General features: G+C 62.2%; 18 protein-coding genes. 9 read left to right on the forward strand and 9 right to left on the reverse strand.

The genetic code is table 11. The features are described from left to right. Positions 1-139 precede the first annotated feature (139 nt). Positions 140-874, forward strand: a complete 735-nt coding sequence (locus AB8B20_RS06745; RefSeq protein ID WP_439072082.1) for an SDR family NAD(P)-dependent oxidoreductase — start codon at positions 140-142, stop codon at positions 872-874. Positions 875-982: 108 nt separating this feature from the next. Then, entirely contained in the window at positions 983-1,582 is a 600-nt protein-coding gene (locus AB8B20_RS06750) for an NADPH-dependent F420 reductase (protein ID WP_439072083.1), read from the forward strand. Between the two features lie 440 nt (positions 1,583-2,022). On the opposite strand, the gene AB8B20_RS06755 is transcribed toward AB8B20_RS06750, so the two are convergent. The 4 genes from AB8B20_RS06755 to AB8B20_RS06770 form a co-directional block, all read right to left on the reverse strand. Continuing rightward, positions 2,023-3,159, reverse strand: coding sequence for a lipase family protein (locus AB8B20_RS06755; protein WP_439072084.1), 1,137 nt, complete (start codon positions 3,157-3,159; stop codon positions 2,023-2,025). A gap of 117 nt (positions 3,160-3,276) precedes the next feature. Next, positions 3,277-4,884, reverse strand: a complete 1,608-nt coding sequence (gene guaA, locus AB8B20_RS06760; RefSeq protein WP_439072085.1) for a glutamine-hydrolyzing GMP synthase — start codon at positions 4,882-4,884, stop codon at positions 3,277-3,279. Between the two features lie 172 nt (positions 4,885-5,056). After that, positions 5,057-6,364 (reverse strand): RsmB/NOP family class I SAM-dependent RNA methyltransferase, encoded by a 1,308-nt coding sequence (locus tag AB8B20_RS06765; RefSeq protein ID WP_439072086.1) that lies wholly within the window; start codon positions 6,362-6,364, stop codon positions 5,057-5,059. A gap of 40 nt (positions 6,365-6,404) precedes the next feature. Then, a complete protein-coding gene (locus AB8B20_RS06770) occupies positions 6,405-6,755 on the reverse strand; it encodes a hypothetical protein (RefSeq protein WP_439072087.1) in 351 nt (116 codons plus the stop codon). A 235-nt stretch (positions 6,756-6,990) separates the two neighbouring features. Between AB8B20_RS06770 and AB8B20_RS06775 the strand changes: the two genes are divergently transcribed. Together AB8B20_RS06775 and AB8B20_RS06780 are read left to right on the forward strand one after the other, a co-directional pair. Then, the gene (locus AB8B20_RS06775) at positions 6,991-7,632 is read left to right on the forward strand and encodes an acriflavin resistance protein (protein WP_286144250.1); all 642 of its coding nucleotides are present in this window, start codon (positions 6,991-6,993) and stop codon (positions 7,630-7,632) included. 70 nt (positions 7,633-7,702) lie between these two features. Further along, positions 7,703-8,554, forward strand: coding sequence for a metallophosphoesterase family protein (locus AB8B20_RS06780; protein WP_439072088.1), 852 nt, complete (start codon positions 7,703-7,705; stop codon positions 8,552-8,554). Positions 8,555-8,578: 24 nt separating this feature from the next. Here AB8B20_RS06780 and AB8B20_RS06785 read toward each other — a convergent pair whose 3' ends face one another. The 3 genes from AB8B20_RS06785 to guaB all read right to left on the reverse strand — a co-directional run bounded on the left by AB8B20_RS06785 (position 8,579) and on the right by guaB (position 12,049). After that, positions 8,579-9,601 carry an NADP-dependent oxidoreductase gene (locus AB8B20_RS06785; protein WP_439072089.1) on the reverse strand — a complete coding sequence of 341 codons (1,023 nt, stop codon included), beginning with the start codon at positions 9,599-9,601 and terminating at the stop codon, positions 8,579-8,581. A gap of 87 nt (positions 9,602-9,688) precedes the next feature. Next, positions 9,689-10,315: a hypothetical protein gene (locus AB8B20_RS06790; protein WP_439072090.1), complete on the reverse strand. Its 627-nt coding sequence runs from the start codon at positions 10,313-10,315 to the stop codon at positions 9,689-9,691. 246 nt (positions 10,316-10,561) lie between these two features. Then, complete coding sequence (gene guaB / locus AB8B20_RS06795; protein WP_089263865.1) at positions 10,562-12,049, reverse strand: IMP dehydrogenase; 1,488 nt, start codon at positions 12,047-12,049, stop codon at positions 10,562-10,564. A gap of 310 nt (positions 12,050-12,359) precedes the next feature. Between guaB and AB8B20_RS06800 the strand changes: the two genes are divergently transcribed. The 4 genes from AB8B20_RS06800 (at position 12,360) to AB8B20_RS06815 (ending at position 15,767) form a co-directional block, all read left to right on the forward strand. After that, positions 12,360-13,835, forward strand: coding sequence for an MFS transporter (locus AB8B20_RS06800; protein WP_115029190.1), 1,476 nt, complete (start codon positions 12,360-12,362; stop codon positions 13,833-13,835). Positions 13,836-13,838: 3 nt separating this feature from the next. After that, positions 13,839-14,096, forward strand: a complete 258-nt coding sequence (locus tag AB8B20_RS06805; RefSeq protein ID WP_439072091.1) for a hypothetical protein — start codon at positions 13,839-13,841, stop codon at positions 14,094-14,096. Positions 14,097-14,297: 201 nt separating this feature from the next. Then, positions 14,298-14,834 carry a TetR/AcrR family transcriptional regulator gene (locus tag AB8B20_RS06810; protein WP_439072092.1) on the forward strand — a complete coding sequence of 179 codons (537 nt, stop codon included), beginning with the start codon at positions 14,298-14,300 and terminating at the stop codon, positions 14,832-14,834. 66 nt (positions 14,835-14,900) lie between these two features. Continuing rightward, positions 14,901-15,767, forward strand: coding sequence for a DMT family transporter (locus AB8B20_RS06815; protein ID WP_439072093.1), 867 nt, complete (start codon positions 14,901-14,903; stop codon positions 15,765-15,767). Positions 15,768-15,788: 21 nt separating this feature from the next. Here the strand turns inward: AB8B20_RS06815 and AB8B20_RS06820 are convergent, their stop codons facing one another. Both AB8B20_RS06820 and AB8B20_RS06825 read right to left on the reverse strand, forming a co-directional pair. Then, positions 15,789-16,499, reverse strand: a complete 711-nt coding sequence (locus AB8B20_RS06820; protein ID WP_068730972.1) for an RlmE family RNA methyltransferase — start codon at positions 16,497-16,499, stop codon at positions 15,789-15,791. A gap of 90 nt (positions 16,500-16,589) precedes the next feature. Further along, on the reverse strand, positions 16,590-17,654 hold the full coding sequence (locus AB8B20_RS06825) for a Ppx/GppA phosphatase family protein (protein WP_439072094.1): 1,065 nt from the start codon (positions 17,652-17,654) through the stop codon (positions 16,590-16,592). A gap of 217 nt (positions 17,655-17,871) precedes the next feature. Between AB8B20_RS06825 and AB8B20_RS06830 the strand changes: the two genes are divergently transcribed. Next, a complete protein-coding gene (locus AB8B20_RS06830; RefSeq protein WP_439072095.1) occupies positions 17,872-20,244 on the forward strand; it encodes a xanthine dehydrogenase family protein molybdopterin-binding subunit in 2,373 nt (790 codons plus the stop codon). Positions 20,245-20,282: the final 38 nt, after the last annotated feature.

A 20,282-nucleotide genomic window follows, 5' to 3' on the forward strand; every position in this document is an offset into this window, starting at 1 on the left:
ATCGCCGCGGCTGGCGTTAGTCGTCCATCCGGATCGATTTCGCACCACCGATGTGCGCGCTTGCGCACTCAACGCCTGACGCCGGCAGACCCATCTCCAGGTTCTCGGGGACAGTCCCGACACCACGACAGGAGAAGTTATGGGAAAGCTAGACGGTAAGGTTGCAGTCATCACGGGTGGATCGAGCGGCATGGCGCTGGCGAGCGCCAAGCGGTTCGTCGAAGAAGGCGCCTATGTGTTCATCACGGGCCGGAGGCAGGAGGCGCTCGACGAGGCCATCAAGCTGATTGGCCGGAATGTGACCGGCGTGCGCGGCGACGCGGCCGATCTCGACGACCTCGGCCGCCTGTTCGATACGGTCAAGCGGGAAAAGGGCAAGATCGACATCCTGTACGCGAGCGCCGGCACGGGCGAAGCCGTCCCACTGGGCGAAATTACCGAGCAGCATTTCGATGCCACCTTCGGCCTGAACGCGCGCGGCACGCTCTTTACTGTTCAGAAGGCTCTGCCGCTGTTCAACGATGGCGGATCGATCTTCATGACCGGGTCAGTTGCTTCGCTCAAAGGTTTTCCCGGTTACAGCGTGTATGCGGCGAGCAAGGCGACGCTGCACGCATTCGCACGCGGATGGCTCAACGAACTCAAGAACAGGAATATCCGGGTGAACGTGCTGCACCCGGGACCGATCGCCACACCGATGCAGGACCAGGTTCTCACCCCGGAGGCGAAGCAGATGTTCGAATCCCTGATCCCGCGGGGAACGATGGGTCGCCCTGAGGAAATTGCGGCGGTCGCACTGTTTCTTGCGTCAGACGATTCAAGCTTCGTGAATGGGCTGGAGTTGTCTGTCGACGGCGGCTTCTCGGCCATCTGAAATCGCACCTCGTTCACCGCAGGACCTCTACGCGGGCGCCACCGCGGACCGAATAACCCGGCGCCCTCGAAGGCCGTGAATCAATATCAAAACAAATCGGAGAAGATTATGAGCTACGCAATTATAGGATTCGGCAAGATAGGCCAGGCCCTCGCTTACGCCTTCGCCCGCAAAAATATCGACGTGACCGTCGCGAGCCGCCGGCCGCCCGAGGCACTGGCGCCACAGGCCCGGGCGATCGGACCCACGGTCGTCGCCAGGTCGCTGCGGGATGCGCTCGAGGCCGACACCATCATCCTGGCGGTCCCTTTCGGCGAGCATCGCGAGGTTGCGAAGATCCTGCCGAGCTGGGACGGCAAGACGGTCATCGACGCGATGAACCTGTTTCCGGGCCCCGACGAGCCGGACGGTCTCCCGGGCTCCGCCGTCGTCGCGAAGGCATTCACCGGCGCCAGGTTCGTGAAAGGCTTCAATCACCTGGGCGCAGCCACTCTGGCTACCGATCCGATCGTCGCGGGCGGGCATCGGGTCGTCTTTCTGTCTGCTGACGACGAGGACGCGATCGCTCCGGTGGCGGCCCTGGCCAAGCAACTCGGCTTCGCACCCGTCAAGCTGGGAAAGCTCAACGAAGGTGGCGCGCTGGTGCACGCACGCGGCCGCACCTGGGGCCAGCTTATCTTCCAGGATTTGTTCAAGAAGGAGCAGTAGTCGAATGACGACCGTGTGATTTGGCCCGAGAATTGGTCGACCGCTGTCCATAGCCGAGGATGCGCCCTGGTGTCCTCGGCCATCTGGTGCTGTTCCATGGTCAACAGACTGATCGTCGACAATTTTACGGTGTAGCCTGTGACTGGCTCACATTTCCGGACGGCAGCGAAATTTGTCGATCAGCACACGCTTGAGCTCCGGGCCGGTGCTGGGTGTGTCGACGAAACTGCTGGTGTGAGACGTAGGGCGCAATAGCCAAGCACATTGCGCCACCTATCGGTGAGGCGGCGGAATACGCTACGCTATTCCGCTCTACGTCCCTGACAACATCCCGCGCATCGGTTGAATCGAAAGAAGCCGTGTGAATAGAGAAGTGAGACATTTCTCGTTCAGCAAGCGGGGAATTTTTGCACACCGATTCCGCAAAATAGACGAAGTAACTACTTTGCGACATACGCATCTTTTAGCTTAGCAATCAGGGCATCTATATAAACCCGTTCCGGGAATTTCTCTCCAACGGCGTCGCCGACCAGCGCTCGAATTCCGTCCATATAGTGTTGCTGGACAGTGAGCCGCGAGGCTGCATACCACGCATTGCCCCATCCGCCACCCTGCTTAGCGCCAAGTGGCAGAACGGTCGTGATCGCTCCTGAATCCGAATATCCGAAGAATCGTGGAGGCGTATGTGGAACAACATCTAATGGTCGAAGATAGCTATAACGCGGCAATCGACTTGCTGCTGCTCGAGTACCGAAGCGTGGCGAAGCGAACAAGTAGGGTGTACGAGCAACACTCTGGTCAGGCCAAGTCTGAGTAAGGATAGACGCGACCGCGGCCCCCAATGAGTGCCCCGTAATATAGAGCGGGTCGCGTGTGCCTACGGCATCGCGAAGAAGCGGCATAGCCAACTCTGCTTCATCACTGAAGCCGCGATGGTAAAACCCGTTTCTTGCGTGATTCTTGAGTGCTTCAAAATCCATCGCCCAATCGCGGAGCGTTACTGTTCCCCTGACGGCGACGACCACAAAAGCCTGTACGAATCCAATAACATACACGAACTGAGAAGTTTCGATGATCCTAATCTCAATATCAGCAACCGCCCGCATAACTTCGATCAGATCGAATCTAAGTCTCCGTCGTGCAAAGTCCCTGTGTGCTAGACTTGGGTCAAATATTTTGTAGCGGTCACGTTCCGCAAGCTCAATCTCAGTCAGATGTAAATATGCCAACTCGCTAAAGCAGGCCATAACATAAGCTTTAGTGAGATCCTGATCATTTTCCTGCCAATTAATGCCCGCCCGCTTAATATTGGCATAGAAGCGAGACATTGGCGTAGCATCTCGAAACGCGGCGATTATATCTGCCAGCGGCAGATAGGTCGCTTGCGTGCCGCCCGTCGCTTTGCCCCTTGCATGTTGGGCTCTCCGGATCTTCACCTCTCGATTTACATAATCGAATTCATCGGATGTCGGCCGAGTCTGACGCAGTAGTTCTTGATAGAAAGCGTGCCGGTTCTCATCGTCACCCGCCGAAAGAAACACCTCCACAAGCCTGTTGAGTTCAGCGAGGCGTGACATGGCTTTTCCTCTTAACTTCAGAGAGAAGGCTTAGATTTGCCGCCTATTTATTACTTCGTCTCCGTGGCATTTAGGTTGTTGCGAATAAGCTTCTGAACTTTTGTGCTGAAGAGAGCTTCACTCCCACTCAATCGTCCCCGGCGGCTTGCTCGTGATATCATACACCACCCGGTTCACGCCCTTCACCTCGTTGATGATCCGCGTTGCGGTCTCGCCGAGGAATTTCATGTCGAAGGCGTAGAAGTCGGCGGTCATGCCGTCGGTGGAGGTCACGGCGCGCAGGCCGACGACGTATTCATAAGTGCGGCCGTCGCCCATCACGCCCACGGTCTTCACCGGCAGCAGCACGGCGAAGGCCTGCCAGATGGTGTCGTAGAGATCGGCCTTGCGGATCTGGTCGATATAGACGGCGTCGGCTTCGCGGAGGATGTCGAGCTTCTCGCGCGTGATCTCGCCAGGGCAGCGGATCGCGAGGCCCGGACCCGGGAACGGATGGCGGCCGACGAAAATGTCCGGCAGGCCGAGTTCGCGGCCGAGATCGCGCACCTCGTCCTTGAACAGTTCGCGCAAAGGCTCGACCAGCTTCATGTTCATGCGTGCGGGCAAGCCGCCGACATTGTGATGCGACTTGATGGTCACTGACGGACCGCCGGTGAAGGACACGCTCTCGATCACGTCGGGATACAGCGTGCCCTGTGCCAGGAAATCCGCGCCGCCGATCTTCTTGGCTTCCTGGTCGAACACGTCGATGAACAGACGGCCGATGGTCTTGCGCTTCACTTCGGGATCGGTGACGCCTTCGAGTTCGCCGAGGAACGTCTTCGATGCATCCACATGCACCAGCGGGATATTGTAGTGGTGCCGGAACAGGTCGACGACGGTCTTGGCCTCGTCCTTGCGCAGCATGCCGTGATCGACGAACACGCAAGTGAGCTGATCGCCGATCGCCTCATGGATCAGCACGGCCGCGACGGCGCTATCGACGCCGCCGGACAGGCCGCAGATCACCTTACCCTTGCCGACCTGCGCGCGGATCTTCTCGATCGCTTCCTCGCGGAACGCACGCATGGTCCAGTCGCCGGTGAAGCCGGCGATGTTGCGCACGAAGTTGCGGATCAGCTTCGCGCCGTCGGGCGTATGCGCCACTTCCGGATGAAACTGCATCGCGTAGAACTTGCGGACATCATCGGCGATGATCGAGATCGGCGAGCCCGGCGCTTTCGCCACGGCGCGAAAGCCGTCGGGCATCTTGGTGACGCGGTCGCCATGGCTCATCCAGACGTCGTATTTGCCACCCACTTCCCACACACCGTCGAACAGCGCGCAGCTGTCGGTGATCTCGATGGCGGCGCGGCCGAATTCGCGGTGATGACCTGCTTCGACGGTGCCGCCGAGCTGCTGCGCCATGGTCTGTTCGCCGTAGCAGATGCCCAGCACCGGGACGCCTGCGGTGAGGATCGACAGTGGCGCGGACGGCGCGTTGTCGTCGAGCACCGAGGCAGGACCGCCGGACAGGATCACGGCCTTCGGCTTCATTTCGGCGAAGGCAGCCTCCGCCTTGTTGAACGGCACGATTTCGGAATAGACGCCCTCCTCGCGGACACGCCGCGCAATCAGCTGCGTCACCTGAGAGCCGAAATCGACGATCAGAATCTTGTCATGCGCCGCGGCCACATGGGGTGACGGATCGGCGGGCGAAACGGAGGCTTTGCTGGGGGCTGTCATAGCGAGGAATTACGCGACTCACGGCGGGGTCGCAAGGCTGAAAAGGCTGTCATGGCAGCCCTGCATCGGCCTATCCCCGTCATTGCGAGGAGCCCTTGCGACGAAGCAATCCAGTCTTCGCTTGTGGCCTTCTGGATTGCTTCGCTGCGCTCGCAATGACGGCGGAGGGGTCTCAGCCTACCGGCTGGCGCTTCATCACCGACACGAAAAATCCGTCCGTTCCGGTCCGGCGCGGGGTCATCAGCAGGCCTTCCGGGCTCTGATACGTCGCGGCGGCGAAATCCTCGGCCTTGTCCCACAGCACCGACATCACCTGCGCCGGCGGGACCACCGAAAACTCCGGCTGGCGCGCGGTAAAGGCGCGGATCTGGTCGCGGTTTTCCTGCGGGAGTACCGAACAGGTCACATAGGCGATCCGGCCGCCCGGCTTCACTAGCGCGACGGCGCGGTCCAGGACCTCGGCCTGGTCCTTGATCCGGACTTCGAGGGCGCCCGGCCGCATCCGCCATTTGGCGTCGGGATTGCGACGCCAGGTGCCGGTGCCGGTGCATGGCGCGTCGATCAGCACGAGGTCCGCGGAGTTGTGGATGTCGCTGAGCGTGTCGTCCGGGCCCTTCGGGGTGCGGATATCGGCATTGTGGATACCGGCACGCGACAGCCGCTCGTGGATAGGCGCGAGCTGGCGCTTGTCGGCATCGGTGGCGATCAGCCGGCCCTTGCCCTGCATCATCGCCGCCAGTGCCAGCGTCTTGCCGCCGGCGCCCGCGCAGAGGTCGATCACCTGCTCGCCCGGCTTGGCGCCGGACAGCAGCGCCGCGAGCTGCGAGCCCTCGTCCTGCACTTCGATGCCGCCCTTGATGAAATCCTCCTCGGCATGGATGCCGGGATTACGCGCATCGGCGCCGAGATCGATCCGCAGCCCCAGCGGTGACCACGGCGTCTCGGTGGCCCCGAGATGGCGCAGCGAGCCCAGCACCTTCTCGCGCTTGGCCTTCAGCGTGTTGACGCGCAGGTCCAGCGGCGCGCGGCTGGCCATGGCGGTGGCTTCCGCCACGCGATCATCGCCAAATACATCGGCCAGCTGGCCATCGAGCCATTCCGGATAATCGCCGGCGATATGCGCCGGTGCATCCGCCACCGTGCGCGACGCCAGCGCCGAGCGCTCCGCGTCAGACAGCGGCGCCGGCGCAAAACCGCTGCCGTCACAGAGCGCGGCAATCGTATCGACATCCATCCTGCGCTCGGCCTTGAGCATGCCGAGCAGCCGCGCCCGCGACGTATCGTCGTCCATGATCCAGGCGCTGGAGGCGCGCCGCCGCAGCACATCCCAGACCAACCCGGAAATCCCGGCCCGGTCGCCGGAGCCGGCGAAGCGGTGCGCGGTGCCCCATTCCTTCAGCGCCTTGGCGGCGGGGACACGCTGGGTGTCGATGGCCTCGATCACTTCGATCGCGGCGGAGAGGCGTGCGGCGGGAGTCATGGCAATCTTTCGACGGAGAGAGGCGCGACGCCGCTCCCGATCAGATCAGGAGAAGCATCCGTAGCGCGAAGTAGAACCACATCGCCAACAACACAAGCGCGCTGGCGAGCCAGGCTTGCGATCCCCGGCTATTGGCAATGAATCCGGCGCCCACGAAGCGGGCGATCACGAACACCCAGGACAGGCAGACCAGCACTAGATCGATCTTGCGTAGCGGCAGGCCGATGGCGATCAGCGCATAGAACAGCAGGTCGAGCTGCGGAGCGGTATTCGGCAGATCGCCGGCGTCGTTGCGGCTCAGCAGGCCGCCGCGCCGGCCGGTCCAGAAGAACATGCCCAGCGTAATCGCCACCAGCACGAAGACCGGCAACAAAACCCATTGAATCGACATTGAAATTTCCTCAGCCATGGGAATTCAGGGCCGGAATTCAGAGCCGCACGGCACCCCGCTCGCGCTACAGACCCGCCCCTTGGAACATGACGATTAACCGGCCCAAGAGTTCCATATGAGTTCCATGCCGGCTCCATCACGGGTTCCATTGAACCGGCTGGGCCGCCCTCGACACCCATTTGCAGGCGCTGCCCGGCGGCGCGCCAGCCTCAAGAGTTCTGCCCGTGAGCCTGCCATGGCCTATCTCGATGCCCTCTTTGCGATGCTGACGCCCGGCGACCCGGACAGCTGGGCCGGCCTCATGATGTCCACCCTGGCTGGCGCCGCCGCAGCGCTCGCGGTGGCCATCCTGCTGAATCTCTATTTCCGAGCCCGGTATCGCTCGGTCCATGACGTGGTCCACCACGGCGTCGCGGCGCTGGCCGTGCTGGGCCTGCTGGCCTTCGCCGCCACCGACATGCGCCACACGGCACTGGGCTATCTCGGCATCAATCCGACCAGACCCGCCGTCGAATTCGAAATCCGCCTGCCCGACGCGGTCGCGGCGAAGATCATCGCGGAAGCCACGCAGATCGAATTGCATACCGACCGCAACCAGGCCCTCGCCGCCATCAGCGAAGGCCCGACTTTCACGAACAAGGGCGAGAGCATTCTCAGGGGTACGGTGCCACTGAAATTTCGCACCGCGCAGCGTGTGATGATCGTGAATGTGCCCGGCGAAGCACCGCTGATCTTCAAACTGCGTCTGGCCGCAAGCCCGAGCCACTCCACCGAATTCAGCCCGTGGCATCTGGTCGATCAAGTGAGCGCCTCAGCCCGTGCAGGCAAGACGGCCCGCGCCAACGACGGCTATGCGATCAGATATCGCGTGATCTAACCTTTCGGTCGCCCGAGCCATCTGACTGACATCCGAGATGGCTACACTCCCCGCCAGAGGAGTTCCAGCCATGTCCGAATTCCGCCTGATCCAAATCACCGATACGCATCTTAGCGCGGGCTTTCCGCAATTCGTCGCAAATTTCCAACGCGTCTGCGCGTTCATCGACGCGGCAAAGCCTGACCTCGTCATCAATAGTGGCGACCTTGCCTTCGATGGCCCGGGCCATCCCGATGACCTCGCCTTCGCCAGGTCACAGCATGACGCCCTTCCCGTCGCCTGCCGCTATCTGCCGGGCAATCACGACATCGGCGACAACCCGACTCTGGTCGCCCCGCCGCCAAGCCAGCTGATTTCCGAGCAGAACCGGCAGGCATTCGTGTCGGTCTTTGGACACGATCACTGGCGCTTCAACGCGGCCGGCTGGTGTTTCATCGGCCTGAATTCGTTGATCATGAATAGCGGGCTCGCCTGTGAAGAGGAGCAGTTCGACTGGCTCGCCTCACAACTGGCGGGCCTGAACGGACGGCCGCTGGCGCTGTTCATCCACAAGCCGCTATTTCTGAATGCACCGGACGATCCGGAACTGGCCGCAACGTCGATCCGCTACGTCCCGATGCCGGCGCGCCGGCGTCTCATCGATCTGCTTGACCCTGTCGATCTGCGGCTCGTCGCCTGTGGTCATGTGCACCAGCGGCGCGACTACATATGGCGCGGCGTCAGGCACATCTGGGCGCCCTCAAGTAGTTTCATCATTGGCCCGGAGGACAGGCAGGAGACGATCGGCGTCAAGGAAGTCGGGCTCGTGGAATACAGTTTCCAGCCTGACGGCTTTGAAGTGCGTCACCGCCGCGCGCCGGGCCAGACCGACATCGATCTGTTCACCGTCATCAATGCGGACGGCACGGTGCGCCCGCAGTGATGACAGCCTGAAGGCGTATTCGCCTTACGCTTTGTCGGCGCCGACGCGCACCAGCTGCTTGCCGAAATTCGCGCCCTTCAGCAGCCCCATGAAGGCTGTCGGCGCATTGTCGAGACCTTCGGTGACGTGCTCCTTGTACTTCACCTTGCCCTCGCGCACCCATTGCGACATGTCGCGCAGGAAGTCGCCATGCATCGACGCAAAGTCACGCACGATGAATCCGCGGAAGTTGAGGCGCTTGGTGAGCACGTTGCGCATCATCGCGCCGGCCCATTTCGGTGCTTCCGACGTCGTATCGTTATACTGCGCGATGAGCCCGCACACCGGAATGCGTGCGAAGAAGTTCAGCAGCGGAAACACTGCCTCGAACACCGCGCCGCCGACATTCTCGAAATACACATCGATGCCGCCCGGGCACGCGGCCTTCAGCTTCGCCGGAAAATCCGGATCGCGATGATCGAGGCATTCGTCGAAGCCGAGTTCTTCCTTCACATAACGGCACTTGTCGGCACCGCCCGCGATACCGATGGCACGAGCGCCCTTGATCTTCGCAATCTGGCCGACCGCAGAGCCGACCGCGCCGGAGGCTGCGGCAACGACCACGGTCTCGCCGGCCTGCGGATTTCCAATCGCCAGCAGGCCGGTATAGGCGGTCATGCCCGGCATCCCAAGAATGCCGACCGCGGTCGAGATCGGTGCCAGCGTCGGGTCGAGCTTGCGCAGGCCCTTGCCGTCGGAGATCGCATGGGTCTGCCAGCCGGCATGGGCCAGCACGATATCGCCCTTGGCAAAACCCGGATTGTTCGAGGCGATCACCTCGCACACCGTGCCGCCTTCCATCACGCCATCCACCGGCACCGGCGCGGCATAGGACGGGCCGTCATTCATGCGCCCACGCATATAGGGATCGAGCGACAGCCAGATCGTGCGCAGCAGCACTTCGCCCTCACCCGGCGTCGGCACCGCATAATCCTCGAGGCGGAAATTCGATGGGCCGGGCTCACCGTGCGGGCGCGATGCGAGAACGACGCGTTTGGCTGCTGACATGGGACTTCTCCGTTTCTCTTTCTTGATCGCAAAAAAATGCGGCGCGCGATGATCGCGCGCCGCATCCAAAACGTAAACCGGCAAATATCAGGCCGTGATCTTCGCCAGCACCTTGTCGAATGCTGCAGCTGCGCTGTCGAGATCCTTGAAGGACAGACCGCCGTCGGCTGACTGCTTCTGCGCCGCCGTTGCCGTCGGGCGGATTTCAGCCACCGGCTTGCCACCGTCGAGCATCGTCAGCGGTGCGATCACCTGAAACTCATGCGCCTCGATCGGCTGGTCCTTGAGCAGGAACACGCTGAGCGACGCGATATCGGTGCCGCGACGATAGGAGATGTAGCGATCGACGGCGACCGAGCCGTCGCGCTGCATGCCGCCGAGCTTGGCATGGCCATCGGAGCCGAGCAGCTTGTGCGCCTTGAAGCCCTTCACGCCTTCGGACCTCGCCTTGGCGGTCGCTTCGGAGAGATCGTATTTCTCGGCCATCGCCTTGCCGACCGTGGCGAGCTCCGCCGACATGTCATGCTCGAACTGCTTGGCCTCGCTGCGCGGCTGGCCGATCCTGCGCGGCTTGTCGGCATTACGCTTGGCGAGCTCGGTGGTGCAAAGCTCGACCAGCGCCGTGACCTCGCGGCGTGTGGCGTTCTCACGCAGGTTTTTCAGTTGCGCGGTGTCGAGAGCCGCAATGCGTTCGTCCGTCCATTCAATGGCCATAGTATCCAACGTTCTTTTCTGCGGGTGTTACTTCGACGCGTGACGAGGTCATTGTCGAAAATGAGCATCACAACGCGACACGGAGCCAAGCTCCGCGGCCGGGTTCGTCCGGCCCTGGAAATCCATATCGGGACATCCATAGCCGACAGCGCACGTGACGCGCGAACAATAGCGCGTTTTCGCCGATCTGTGGGGCTCAATTTAGGCAGCGATGCCTATGCGGCACCGCAATAGTGCCCGGTATAGTTAAGCTCCGCCCGGATAGTTCGGGCTTTCGCGGGTAATCGTCACGTCATGCACGTGACTTTCGCGCAGTCCGGCGCTGGTGATGCGGACGAATTCTGCCTTGTCGTGGAATTCGGTCAGCGTCTTGGCGCCCACATAGCCCATGGCGGCGCGCAGGCCACCGGCGAGCTGATGCATCACATTGGCCACCGGGCCTTTATAGGGCACCTGGCCCTCGATGCCTTCCGGCACGAGTTTGAGCGTGTCCTTGATGTCCTGCTGGAAGTAGCGATCCGCCGAGCCGCGGGCCATGGCGCCCACCGAACCCATGCCGCGATAGGCCTTGTAGGAACGGCCCTGCCACAGGAACACTTCGCCGGGGGTCTCGTCGGTGCCCGCAAGCAGCGAGCCGACCATGGCGATGTCAGCGCCGGCAGCGAGCGCCTTGGCGAGATCGCCCGAGAATTTAATGCCGCCGTCGGCAATGATCGGAATGTTGTGCTTCTTCGCGGCTTCCACCGCATCCATGATCGCGGTGAGCTGCGGCACGCCGACGCCGGCGACGATGCGCGTGGTGCAGATCGAGCCCGGGCCGATACCGACCTTGATCGCATCGGCGCCCGCATCGATCAGCGCCTGCGCGCCTTCGGTGGTGGCGATATTGCCGGCGATCACCTGCACGGAGTTCGAAATCTTCTTGATGCGCGTCACGGCTTCCAGCACGCGCATGGAATGACCATGTGCGGTGTCGACAACAACGACATCGACGCCCGCATCAATCAGACGTTCGGTGCGCTCGAAACCACCCTCGCCCACGGTGGTCGCAGCGGCGACGCGCAGACGTCCCTGCGCGTCCTTGCTGGCAAGGGGATGCGCGACGGCCTTGTCCATGTCCTTCACGGTGATTAGGCCAACGCAGCGATACTGATCGTCGACGACGAGCAGCTTCTCGATGCGATGCTTGTGCAGCATGCGCTTGGCTTCATCCTGGCTGACGCCTTCACGCACGGTGACGAGATTCTCGTGCGTCATCAGTTCGGAAATTTTCTGGTTCGGATTGCTGGCGAAGCGCACGTCGCGATTGGTGAGAATGCCGACCAGCTTGCCGGGGACGTCCTTGCTCGCACCGGTGACGACGGGAATGCCGGAGAAGCCGTGCTCGCTCATCAGCGCCAGCGCTTCGGCCAGCTTGGCGTCGGGACCGATGGTGAGCGGATTTACCACCATGCCGGACTCGTACTTCTTGACTTGGCGCACCTGGGCAGCCTGGCCTTCCGGATCGAAGTTGCGGTGGATCACGCCGAGACCGCCGGCCTGCGCCATGGCAATCGCCATGCGGGCCTCGGTGACGGTATCCATCGCTGAGGCGATGATCGGAATATTGAGCGGAATGGCACGGGTGGCGTGGGAGCGGATATCGGCGTCGGAAGGCAGGATGTCCGACAGGCCGGGCTTCAGCAGAACGTCATCGAACGTGTAAGCTTCGCGGATCTTCTGAACGACTGCCATTGCCAACTCCATGCGGCGACCTCGGGATCGCGGTAGAAACCTCTGGATACACCAATTCGACGGCGGCGCAGGACACCGTCGTCGAATCTGAACCCATAAGTAGGATTGGCGGTGGTCGATAGCATGCTGCTGCGCGAAATCAAAGCGTTTGGCAGCCATGCACAGGGATATTTGGCGTTTTCGGCCTTCAGCCGGGCGGGCGCAGTCACGGATGATTTAGGAGGTATTCGGCCTCTCGCAATAGCCCACGCCCCGGCAGGATGTTAAAGCGCCCGCAGCTTGGGCACTCGTAAGAATCATCAATAATTTCATGAATAAAGAACGCCTGATCCCGCTCATCGTCGCCTCCGCTTTGTTCATGGAAAACATGGACTCCACGGTGATCGCGACCTCGCTGCCGGCGATTGCCGCCGATATCGGCACCAGTCCGCTCACCCTGAAGCTGGCGATCACGTCCTACCTGCTCTCGCTCGCGGTATTCATTCCGGCATCCGGCTGGACCGCCGACCGGTTCGGCGCACGCGCCGTGTTCTCCATCGCCATTGGCGTGTTCATGATCGGCTCGATCGGCTGCGCGCTGTCGCAATCGGTCACGCATTTCGTCATCGCCCGTATCATCCAGGGCCTCGGCGGCGCCATGATGACGCCGGTGGGACGCCTCGTGCTGCTGCGCTCCATCGACAAAAGCGCGCTCGTCAGTGCCATGGCGTGGATGACGGTGCCGGCGCTGATCGGCCCGGTGATCGGACCGCCGCTGGGCGGTTTCATCACCACCTACTTCTCGTGGCACTGGATCTTCCTGATCAATATCCCGATCGGCTGCCTCGGCATCTATCTTGCGTTGCGCTTCATCGATCCGATCCGCTCGGAGGATCCGGAGCGCTTCGATCTGCTGGGTCTGGTGCTGGCCGGCGTCGGGCTCGCCGGCATTGCCTTCGGCCTCTCGGTCGCGGGCCTCAATCTGCTGCCATGGCCGATCGTCGCCGCACTGGTCGGCATCGGCACGGTGTCCATGACCCTCTACGTGATCCACGCCCGGCGCACGGCGTCTCCCGTGCTGGACTTCTCGCTGATGCGGCTGGTGACCTTGCGCGCCGCCATCATCGGCGGCTTTCTGTTCCGGCTCGGCATCGGCGCATTGCCGTTCCTGCTGCCGCTATTGATGCAGGTCGGCTTCGGCCTGTCGCCGTTCCAGTCGGGCATGGTGACCTTCGGCTCGGCGGTGGGCGCCATGGGGATGAAGACATTGGCGGCGCGCATCATCCGCGCCTTCGGCTTTCGCAATGTGATGACCGTCAACGCCGTGGTGAGTTCGGTATTCCTCGCCGCCTGTGCGCTGTTCACGGTGACCACGCCGCTGATGCTGATCCTGATTATCCTGGTGGTCGGCGGCTTCTTCCGCTCGCTCGAATTCACCGCGATCAATACGGTCGCCTATGCCGAGGTGGAGACGGCGCAGATGAGCCGCGCCACCACGCTGGTCAGCGTCAATCAGCAGCTGTCGATCTCCGCCGGCGTCGCGATCGGTGCATTCTCTGTGGAATCCACCATGCTGATGCGCGGCATGACCGAATTGTCGGCCGCCGATTTTGCACCGGCCTTCCTCGTGGTGTCCGTGATCTCGGCCGCCTCGGCCTGGTTCTTCTGGCAGATGCCGGACGACGCCGGCCACGAAATCTCCGGCCGCAAGGTGATCGATATCGCCAGCCGCAAGGGCGAGGCAAAAGCCGCCGTCAAGGCGGCCAGCGAAGGCACCGCAGATGCAAGGGATCAGAAGCTGGGGTGAGTTGTGACGCGCTCGCAATGGGCCATCGGCATCGCGACGATCGTCCTCACGATCATCGCGGGCGTCATTTCGTTTGATTATGTGAACAGGCGATTTCCGCCGACGCCCGTTGAGCAGGTGACGGCGCAGGATGCCAAAGAGCAGACCGATCCGGATGCCGCTAAAACACCGCCGGCCTGTGTCGAGCGTGATGGATCGTGGCGAAACTGGTCATGGCCGAACGTGCCGATGCTGTCGCCGAAATGCGAGAGCGCGAAGTAAATCATCCGACCGTAAGATGACGAGAGCCGACAGATCGCCCAAAGCGCCCTGTCATAAACTCCCCCCGCCCATCACCTTAAGCTGTCATTTGCAATTCACGACCAATCGGTCCATATATCGCTAATGGAACATCATTCCCCTGTGCGGTTGCCGCGCGGCCGCCCCCGAGGTTTCGACACGGAAGCTGCCATCGAGCGCGCCATGAACGTGTTCTGGTCGCGCGGCTATCATGCCACGGCGCTTCCGGACCTTCTTCAAGCGACGAACCTCTCGCGTGGCAGTCTCTACGCCGCCTTCGGTGACAAGCGCGGACTCTTCCTGCGTGCGCTCGATCGCTACATTGCCGACGCCCTGCTACGGATGGACATCGAACTCGACCCACGCCGCGCGCCAGTCGCTGGCCTGCGAGCCTACCTTGCTGGTTACGTCGATCGGACGAGTGGCGCCAATGGTCGTCGCGGATGCCTGCTGGTCGCGACAGCCATGGAGTTGGGTGGCCGCGACCCGGAAGTCGATCGCCGCATCGGCAGCTTTTTCAAAACTATGGAGACCAAAGTAGCCAATGCGCTGTTACGCGCGAAGGCCGCAGGCGAGTTGGCTCATGGTGTCGAGCCTGCAAGCGCGGCGCGACTGCTGATCTGCTTGGTCGAGGGGCTGCGTGTCGTAGGTAAAACGCGTCCGACACGAAGCACATCGCAAGCCACTGTTGACGCTCTTCTCGAACGCTTCAGCAGGTAACGCGTCAAGGCGCTGCTGGTTGAACGCACCTATATCTGGACTGAACAGTCTTGAATGGAAAATGTCATGTCGCTCATCCAGATTGCCTGCGCGGTGATGGTGCCCTTGCTTTGGGGTTATCAGTTCGTGGTCATCAAGGTGGGCATCGTGGAATTTCCGCCGCTCTTCTTCCTTGGCCTGCGCTTTCTGGCTATGGCATTGCTGCTCGTTCCGTTCGTCAAAAAGCCTGCACGTCAGGAGCTCAGCCCTGTCGCCGCGATCTCGATCTTTCTTGGTGGTCTGAACTTCGGCCTCTTCTATGTCGGCCTCGGGCTCGGCTCTGGAAGTATTTCGGCCGTCGCATATCAACTCGCCACGCCCTTCACCATCCTGTTGGCTTGGCCGCTGCTCGCGGAGAGACCGTCTCTCATAACGTCTAGTGGGGTGTTGCTGGCATTTCTCGGCGTGGTCGTGCTTGCAGCGGGGCCTGGTCTGTCTGCAAACGCTATCCCGATTCTGCTGGTGGTCGGGGCAGCACTCGCCTTCGCGGTCGCCAACGTCTTAACGAAGCGGCACGGACCCTTTGACCCCCTGATGTTGACGGGGTGGTCCTCTCTCTTCACGGTGCCACAGGTGATGCTGATGTCGTTTGTTCTTGAAGATGGACAATTGACGTCCCTCGTCACGGCGGATGAACGTGGTTGGCTCGCGCTTGCCTACACTGTTTTCATCGGCGGAATTGTTGGATTTAGCCTTTGGTTCTGGCTCATCGCTCGCTGCACCATGGGCCGCGTGGCGCCATTCGGTTTGCTTCTTCCGGTCTTTGCCCTGATTTCAAGCGTGCTGTTCCTTGACGAGCATATCACTCCAACGTTGATAGTCGGGGCGCTGCTCGCCATCTCCGGTGTTGCCATCACACAAGTGAGATCGAGCGCTCTACCAAATCGAACTTAGAGTCGCGTATGCGCTCACGACCTAGTTGTCGTGCTCACCGAGCCGGTGATCGCCTGCCACGCCGCGAAAACCCATCGCCAGCACGTAGCGCTCCGAGGAGTCCTTGCGGCTCGCCGCCGGCTTCACATGTTTCACCGTCGCGAAATCACGCTTCAGCTGGGTCATCAGCGTGGCGTCGGCGCCACTCTGGAACACCTTGGCGACGAAGGTGCCGCCGGGCTTGAGCACGTCAGCGGCGAAGGCCGCAGCATCCTCGACGAGGCCGACGATGCGGAGCTGATCGGTCTTGCGGTGACCGGTGGTGTTGGCCGCCATGTCGGACATCACCACATCGGCGAGACCGCCCATCATCGCCTTCAATCTGTCGGGCGCATCATTGTCGAGAAAGTCCATCTGGGCGAAGGTCACGCCGACGATCTCAGGCATTTCCAGGAGATCGATGGCCACCACCTGCCCCTTGCCCTCGGCCGAGCCGACGCGCCGCGCCGCGATCTGGCTCCAGCCGCCAGGCGCAGCGCCGAGATCGACCACGGACAGGCCGGGCTTCAAGAAGCGGTACTTATCGTCGATTTCGATGATCTTGTAGGCCGCGCGCGACCGCAGGCCGTCCTTCTTGGCCTGCTGCACATAGGGGTCATTGAGCTGGCGGTCGAGCCAGAGCTTCGACGACAGTTTCATTCTGCCGGCGCTCTTGACCTGGATCCGCAGGCGTCCGGTGGTGTCTTTGGCCATGGTCTCGTGCTTGCTTTCAGCTATTCGCGTTTCCCTTAGCACGGCATGGCGGGAAACCCGAATATTCGCCCTGAATCGGGAAAATCAGGCTCAGGAGGCGCGGATCGCGCCATCCTCGCGCATCATTTCCACCAACATGCCCTCGCGCAGCCCCCGATCGGCCACGCGCAGCCGCGGCAGCGGGAACGCGTTGCGGATGGCGTCCAGAATGGCACAGCCACACAGCACCAGATCGGCACGGTCGGGGCCGATACACTGATTGGCCGCGCGTTCCGCGTAGGTCATGTCGAGCAACCTGGCGATGGTCTCGTCGAGCTCGGCATTGCTGAGCCAGATGCCGTCGATGCGACGGCGGTCGTAGCGCGCCAGCCCCTGATAGACGCCGGCCAGCGTGGTCACTGTGCCCGAGGTGCCCAGCATGTGCATGCCGTCGAGATCGCCGGCATGTTCGGTGGCGAACGGCGCCACGTGCCGGGCGACCTCCGCAATCATCTGCGTGTAGCTGTCCCGGGTCACGTGCTTGCCGCCGAATTTCTCGGCCAGCGTCACCACGCCGAGCGGGATCGACATCCACGCCTTGATCAGCGGTTTGCCCTTGGGATCCGTGGGATCACGCTCGATGCGCACCAGTTCCGACGAGCCGCCGCCGATATCGAACAGGATGGCACCGCGGCCCTGCGGATCGATCAGCGGCGAGCAGCCAATCACAGCCAGCGCCGCTTCGGTCTCGCGATCGATGATCTCCAGCGTGATGCCGGTTTCGCGCGCCACCTGGTCGAGAAACGCGTCCGAATTCGAGGCCGCGCGGCAGGCCTCGGTTGCGATCAGCCGCAGCCGCTGTGCGTCCCGCGCGCGGATCTTGTCACGGCAGATGCTGAGCGCCGAGATCGCGCGGGCAATCGCGGCGTCGCTGATCACGCCGGATGTCGAGACGCCCTCGCCCAGCCGGATGATCCGTGAAAACGAATCGACCACGCGAAAACTGTCGCCCGTAGGACAGGCGATCAGGAGACGGCAATTATTGGTTCCGAGATCGAGCGCGGCATAGGTGTTGGCGCATGCGGCTTCGCGCCCGCCGTCGGCCAATGCCGCAACCAATCCCTGCACACCCTCGCCCGGCCCATGGCCGCCGCGAAGCCGCGTGTCATCATCCATTCAATCTGTCTTTCCGCGACCGTTCCGGCCGGCGTGGAAACCTTCTTGGAAATATGTTTCACGGAAAGTTTAGCAGGGCACAGGATCAGCGCAACCTTGGCGCACCCCCATGCCCAATCGTCCGTTGTCGTACAGGTCACGCTGCCTTATCTCAGGGACTTACAGGGGCGCGCCCCCGCGCCAAATCCTGGAATCATCCACATTTGATGGATTCATCATGCAAGATTTTACCGGCTCGCCCGTCGATAACGCCATCGCCATGCAGAAATACGGGGTCGGCCAGCCTGTCCGCCGCAAGGAGGACGACACCCTCGTCCGCGGCAAGGGCAAATATACCGACGACATCAACCTGCCCGGCCAGCTCTATGCCTGGATCGTCCGCAGTCCCCATGCCCATGGCGTGATCCGCGGCATCGATACCGAGGCTGCCAAGGCCATGCCCGGCGTGCGCGGCGTCTGGACCGGACGGGATCTCGAAGCCGCCAATTACGGCCCCTTCACCTGCGGCCTGCCGCTCAAGAGCCAGGACGGCACCCCGCTGTTCCAGACCAACCGCCATGCATTGATGACCGACAAGGTGCGCTATGTCGGCGACCCCGTTGCCCTCGTGGTGGCTGAAACAGTCGCGCAGGCCCGCGATGCCGCCGAAGCTGTCGTCCTCGACATCGACGCCCTGCCCGCCGTCACCGATTGCGAGGCCGCAACGAAGCCCGGCGCGCCTGTTCTCTACGACCACATCCCGAACAATGTCGCACTCGACTATCACTATGGCGACACCGCCGCCGTCGAGGCCGCATTCGCCTCTGCCGCCCATGTCACCAAACTCGACATCGAGAACACCCGCGTCGCCGTGGTGTCCATGGAGCCACGCTGCGCCCTCGCGGCATACGAGAAATCCGGCGGCCGCTATGTGATCCAGGTGCCGACCCAGGGCGTCGCCGGCAATCGCAATACGCTGGCCAAGCAGCTCAACGTCGCGCCCGACAAGGTCCGCATCCTCACCGGCAATGTCGGCGGATCGTTCGGCATGAAGAACATCAGCTATCCCGAATATATTTGCCTGCTGCATGCGGCGAAGGAATTAGGCAAGCCGGTGAAATGGCTCGACGAGCGCTCCTCCAGCTTCCTGTCCGACAGCCAGGGCCGCGCCCAGGATATCCATGCCGAACTCGCCCTCGACAAGGACGGCAAGTTTCTCGCGGTGCGCCTGAAAGGCTACGGCAATCTCGGCGCTTACATCACCGGCGTATCGCCGAGCCCGTTGTCGCTCAACACCGGCAAGAACCTCGCCAGCGTCTACAAGACGCCGCTGCTGTCTGTCGACATCAAATGCGTGCTCACCAACACCACGCTGATGGGCGCCTATCGCGGCGCCGGGCGCCCCGAAGCAAACTACTTCATGGAGCGGCTGATCGACCGCGCTGCCGACGAGATGGGCATCGACCGTTTCACACTACGCAAGCGCAACTTCATCAAGCCGTCGCAGCTGCCTTTTGCGGCCGCGTCAGGCGTCACCTATGACAGCGGCGATTTCCAGGGCGTATTCGAGAAGGCCCTCGCAATTTCCGATCACGCCGGCTTCGCCAAACGCAAGAAGGACAGCCGCAAAAACGGCAAGCTCCGCGGCATTGCGGTGGGCTCCTATCTCGAAGTCACCGCACCGCCATCGGGCGAACTCGGCAAACTGACTTTCGGCGAGGACGGCACCGTGACGCTGACCACCGGCACGCTGGATTACGGTCAAGGCCACGCTACGCCTTTCGCACAGGTGCTGTCGGCTCAACTCGGCGTGCCGTTCGATGCCATCCGCCTCGAGCAGAACGACAGCGACCTCGTGCGCATGGGCAACGGCACCGGCGGCTCGCGTTCGATCACTGCATCGGGCCAAGCCATCGTCGAAGCCTCGGACCTTGTCATTGCCAAGGGCAAGGCCGCGGCCGCGCATCTGATGGAAGCATCCGAAGCCGATATCGAGTTCAAGGCCGGCCGCTTTACGATTGCCGGCACCGACCGCTCCATCGACATCATGGAACTGTCGCAGCGTGTGCGCGAGGGCAAGATGCCGGACGGCGTGCCCTCCTCGCTCGACGTCGATCACACCTCATCGGACGTGCCCTCGACATTCCCGAACGGCTGTCATGTTGCCGAAGTCGAGATCGATCCCGACACCGGTGTGCTGACCATCGTCAATTACGCGGCGGTCAACGACTTCGGCACCATCGTCAATCCGATGATCGTCGCCGGCCAGTTGCATGGCGGCGTCGCTCAGGGCATCGGCCAGGCGCTGATGGAGAAAGTCAGCTATGACGCGTCGGGCCAGCCGATCACCGGCTCGTTCATGGACTATGCGATGCCCCGCGCCGGCGACATTCCGCTGATGCTGGTCGGCGATCATCCCTCGCCTGCAACCACCAACCCGCTGGGCACCAAAGGCTGCGGCGAAGCCGGCTGCGCCGGCTCGCTCTGCACCATCGTCAATGCGGTGGTCGATGCACTCAGCGATTACGGCGTCACGCATATCGACATGCCGTTGACCTCCGAGCGCATCTGGCGCGCCATCCAGGACGGCAAGCAGAGCAAGGCGGCGTAAGCCCGACCAACTCAACAAAAAGCCCCGCGATCGGATCG

This window comes from Tardiphaga sp. 866_E4_N1_4, from assembly GCF_052076075.1.
GTDB lineage: Bacteria > Pseudomonadota > Alphaproteobacteria > Rhizobiales > Xanthobacteraceae > Tardiphaga > Tardiphaga robiniae.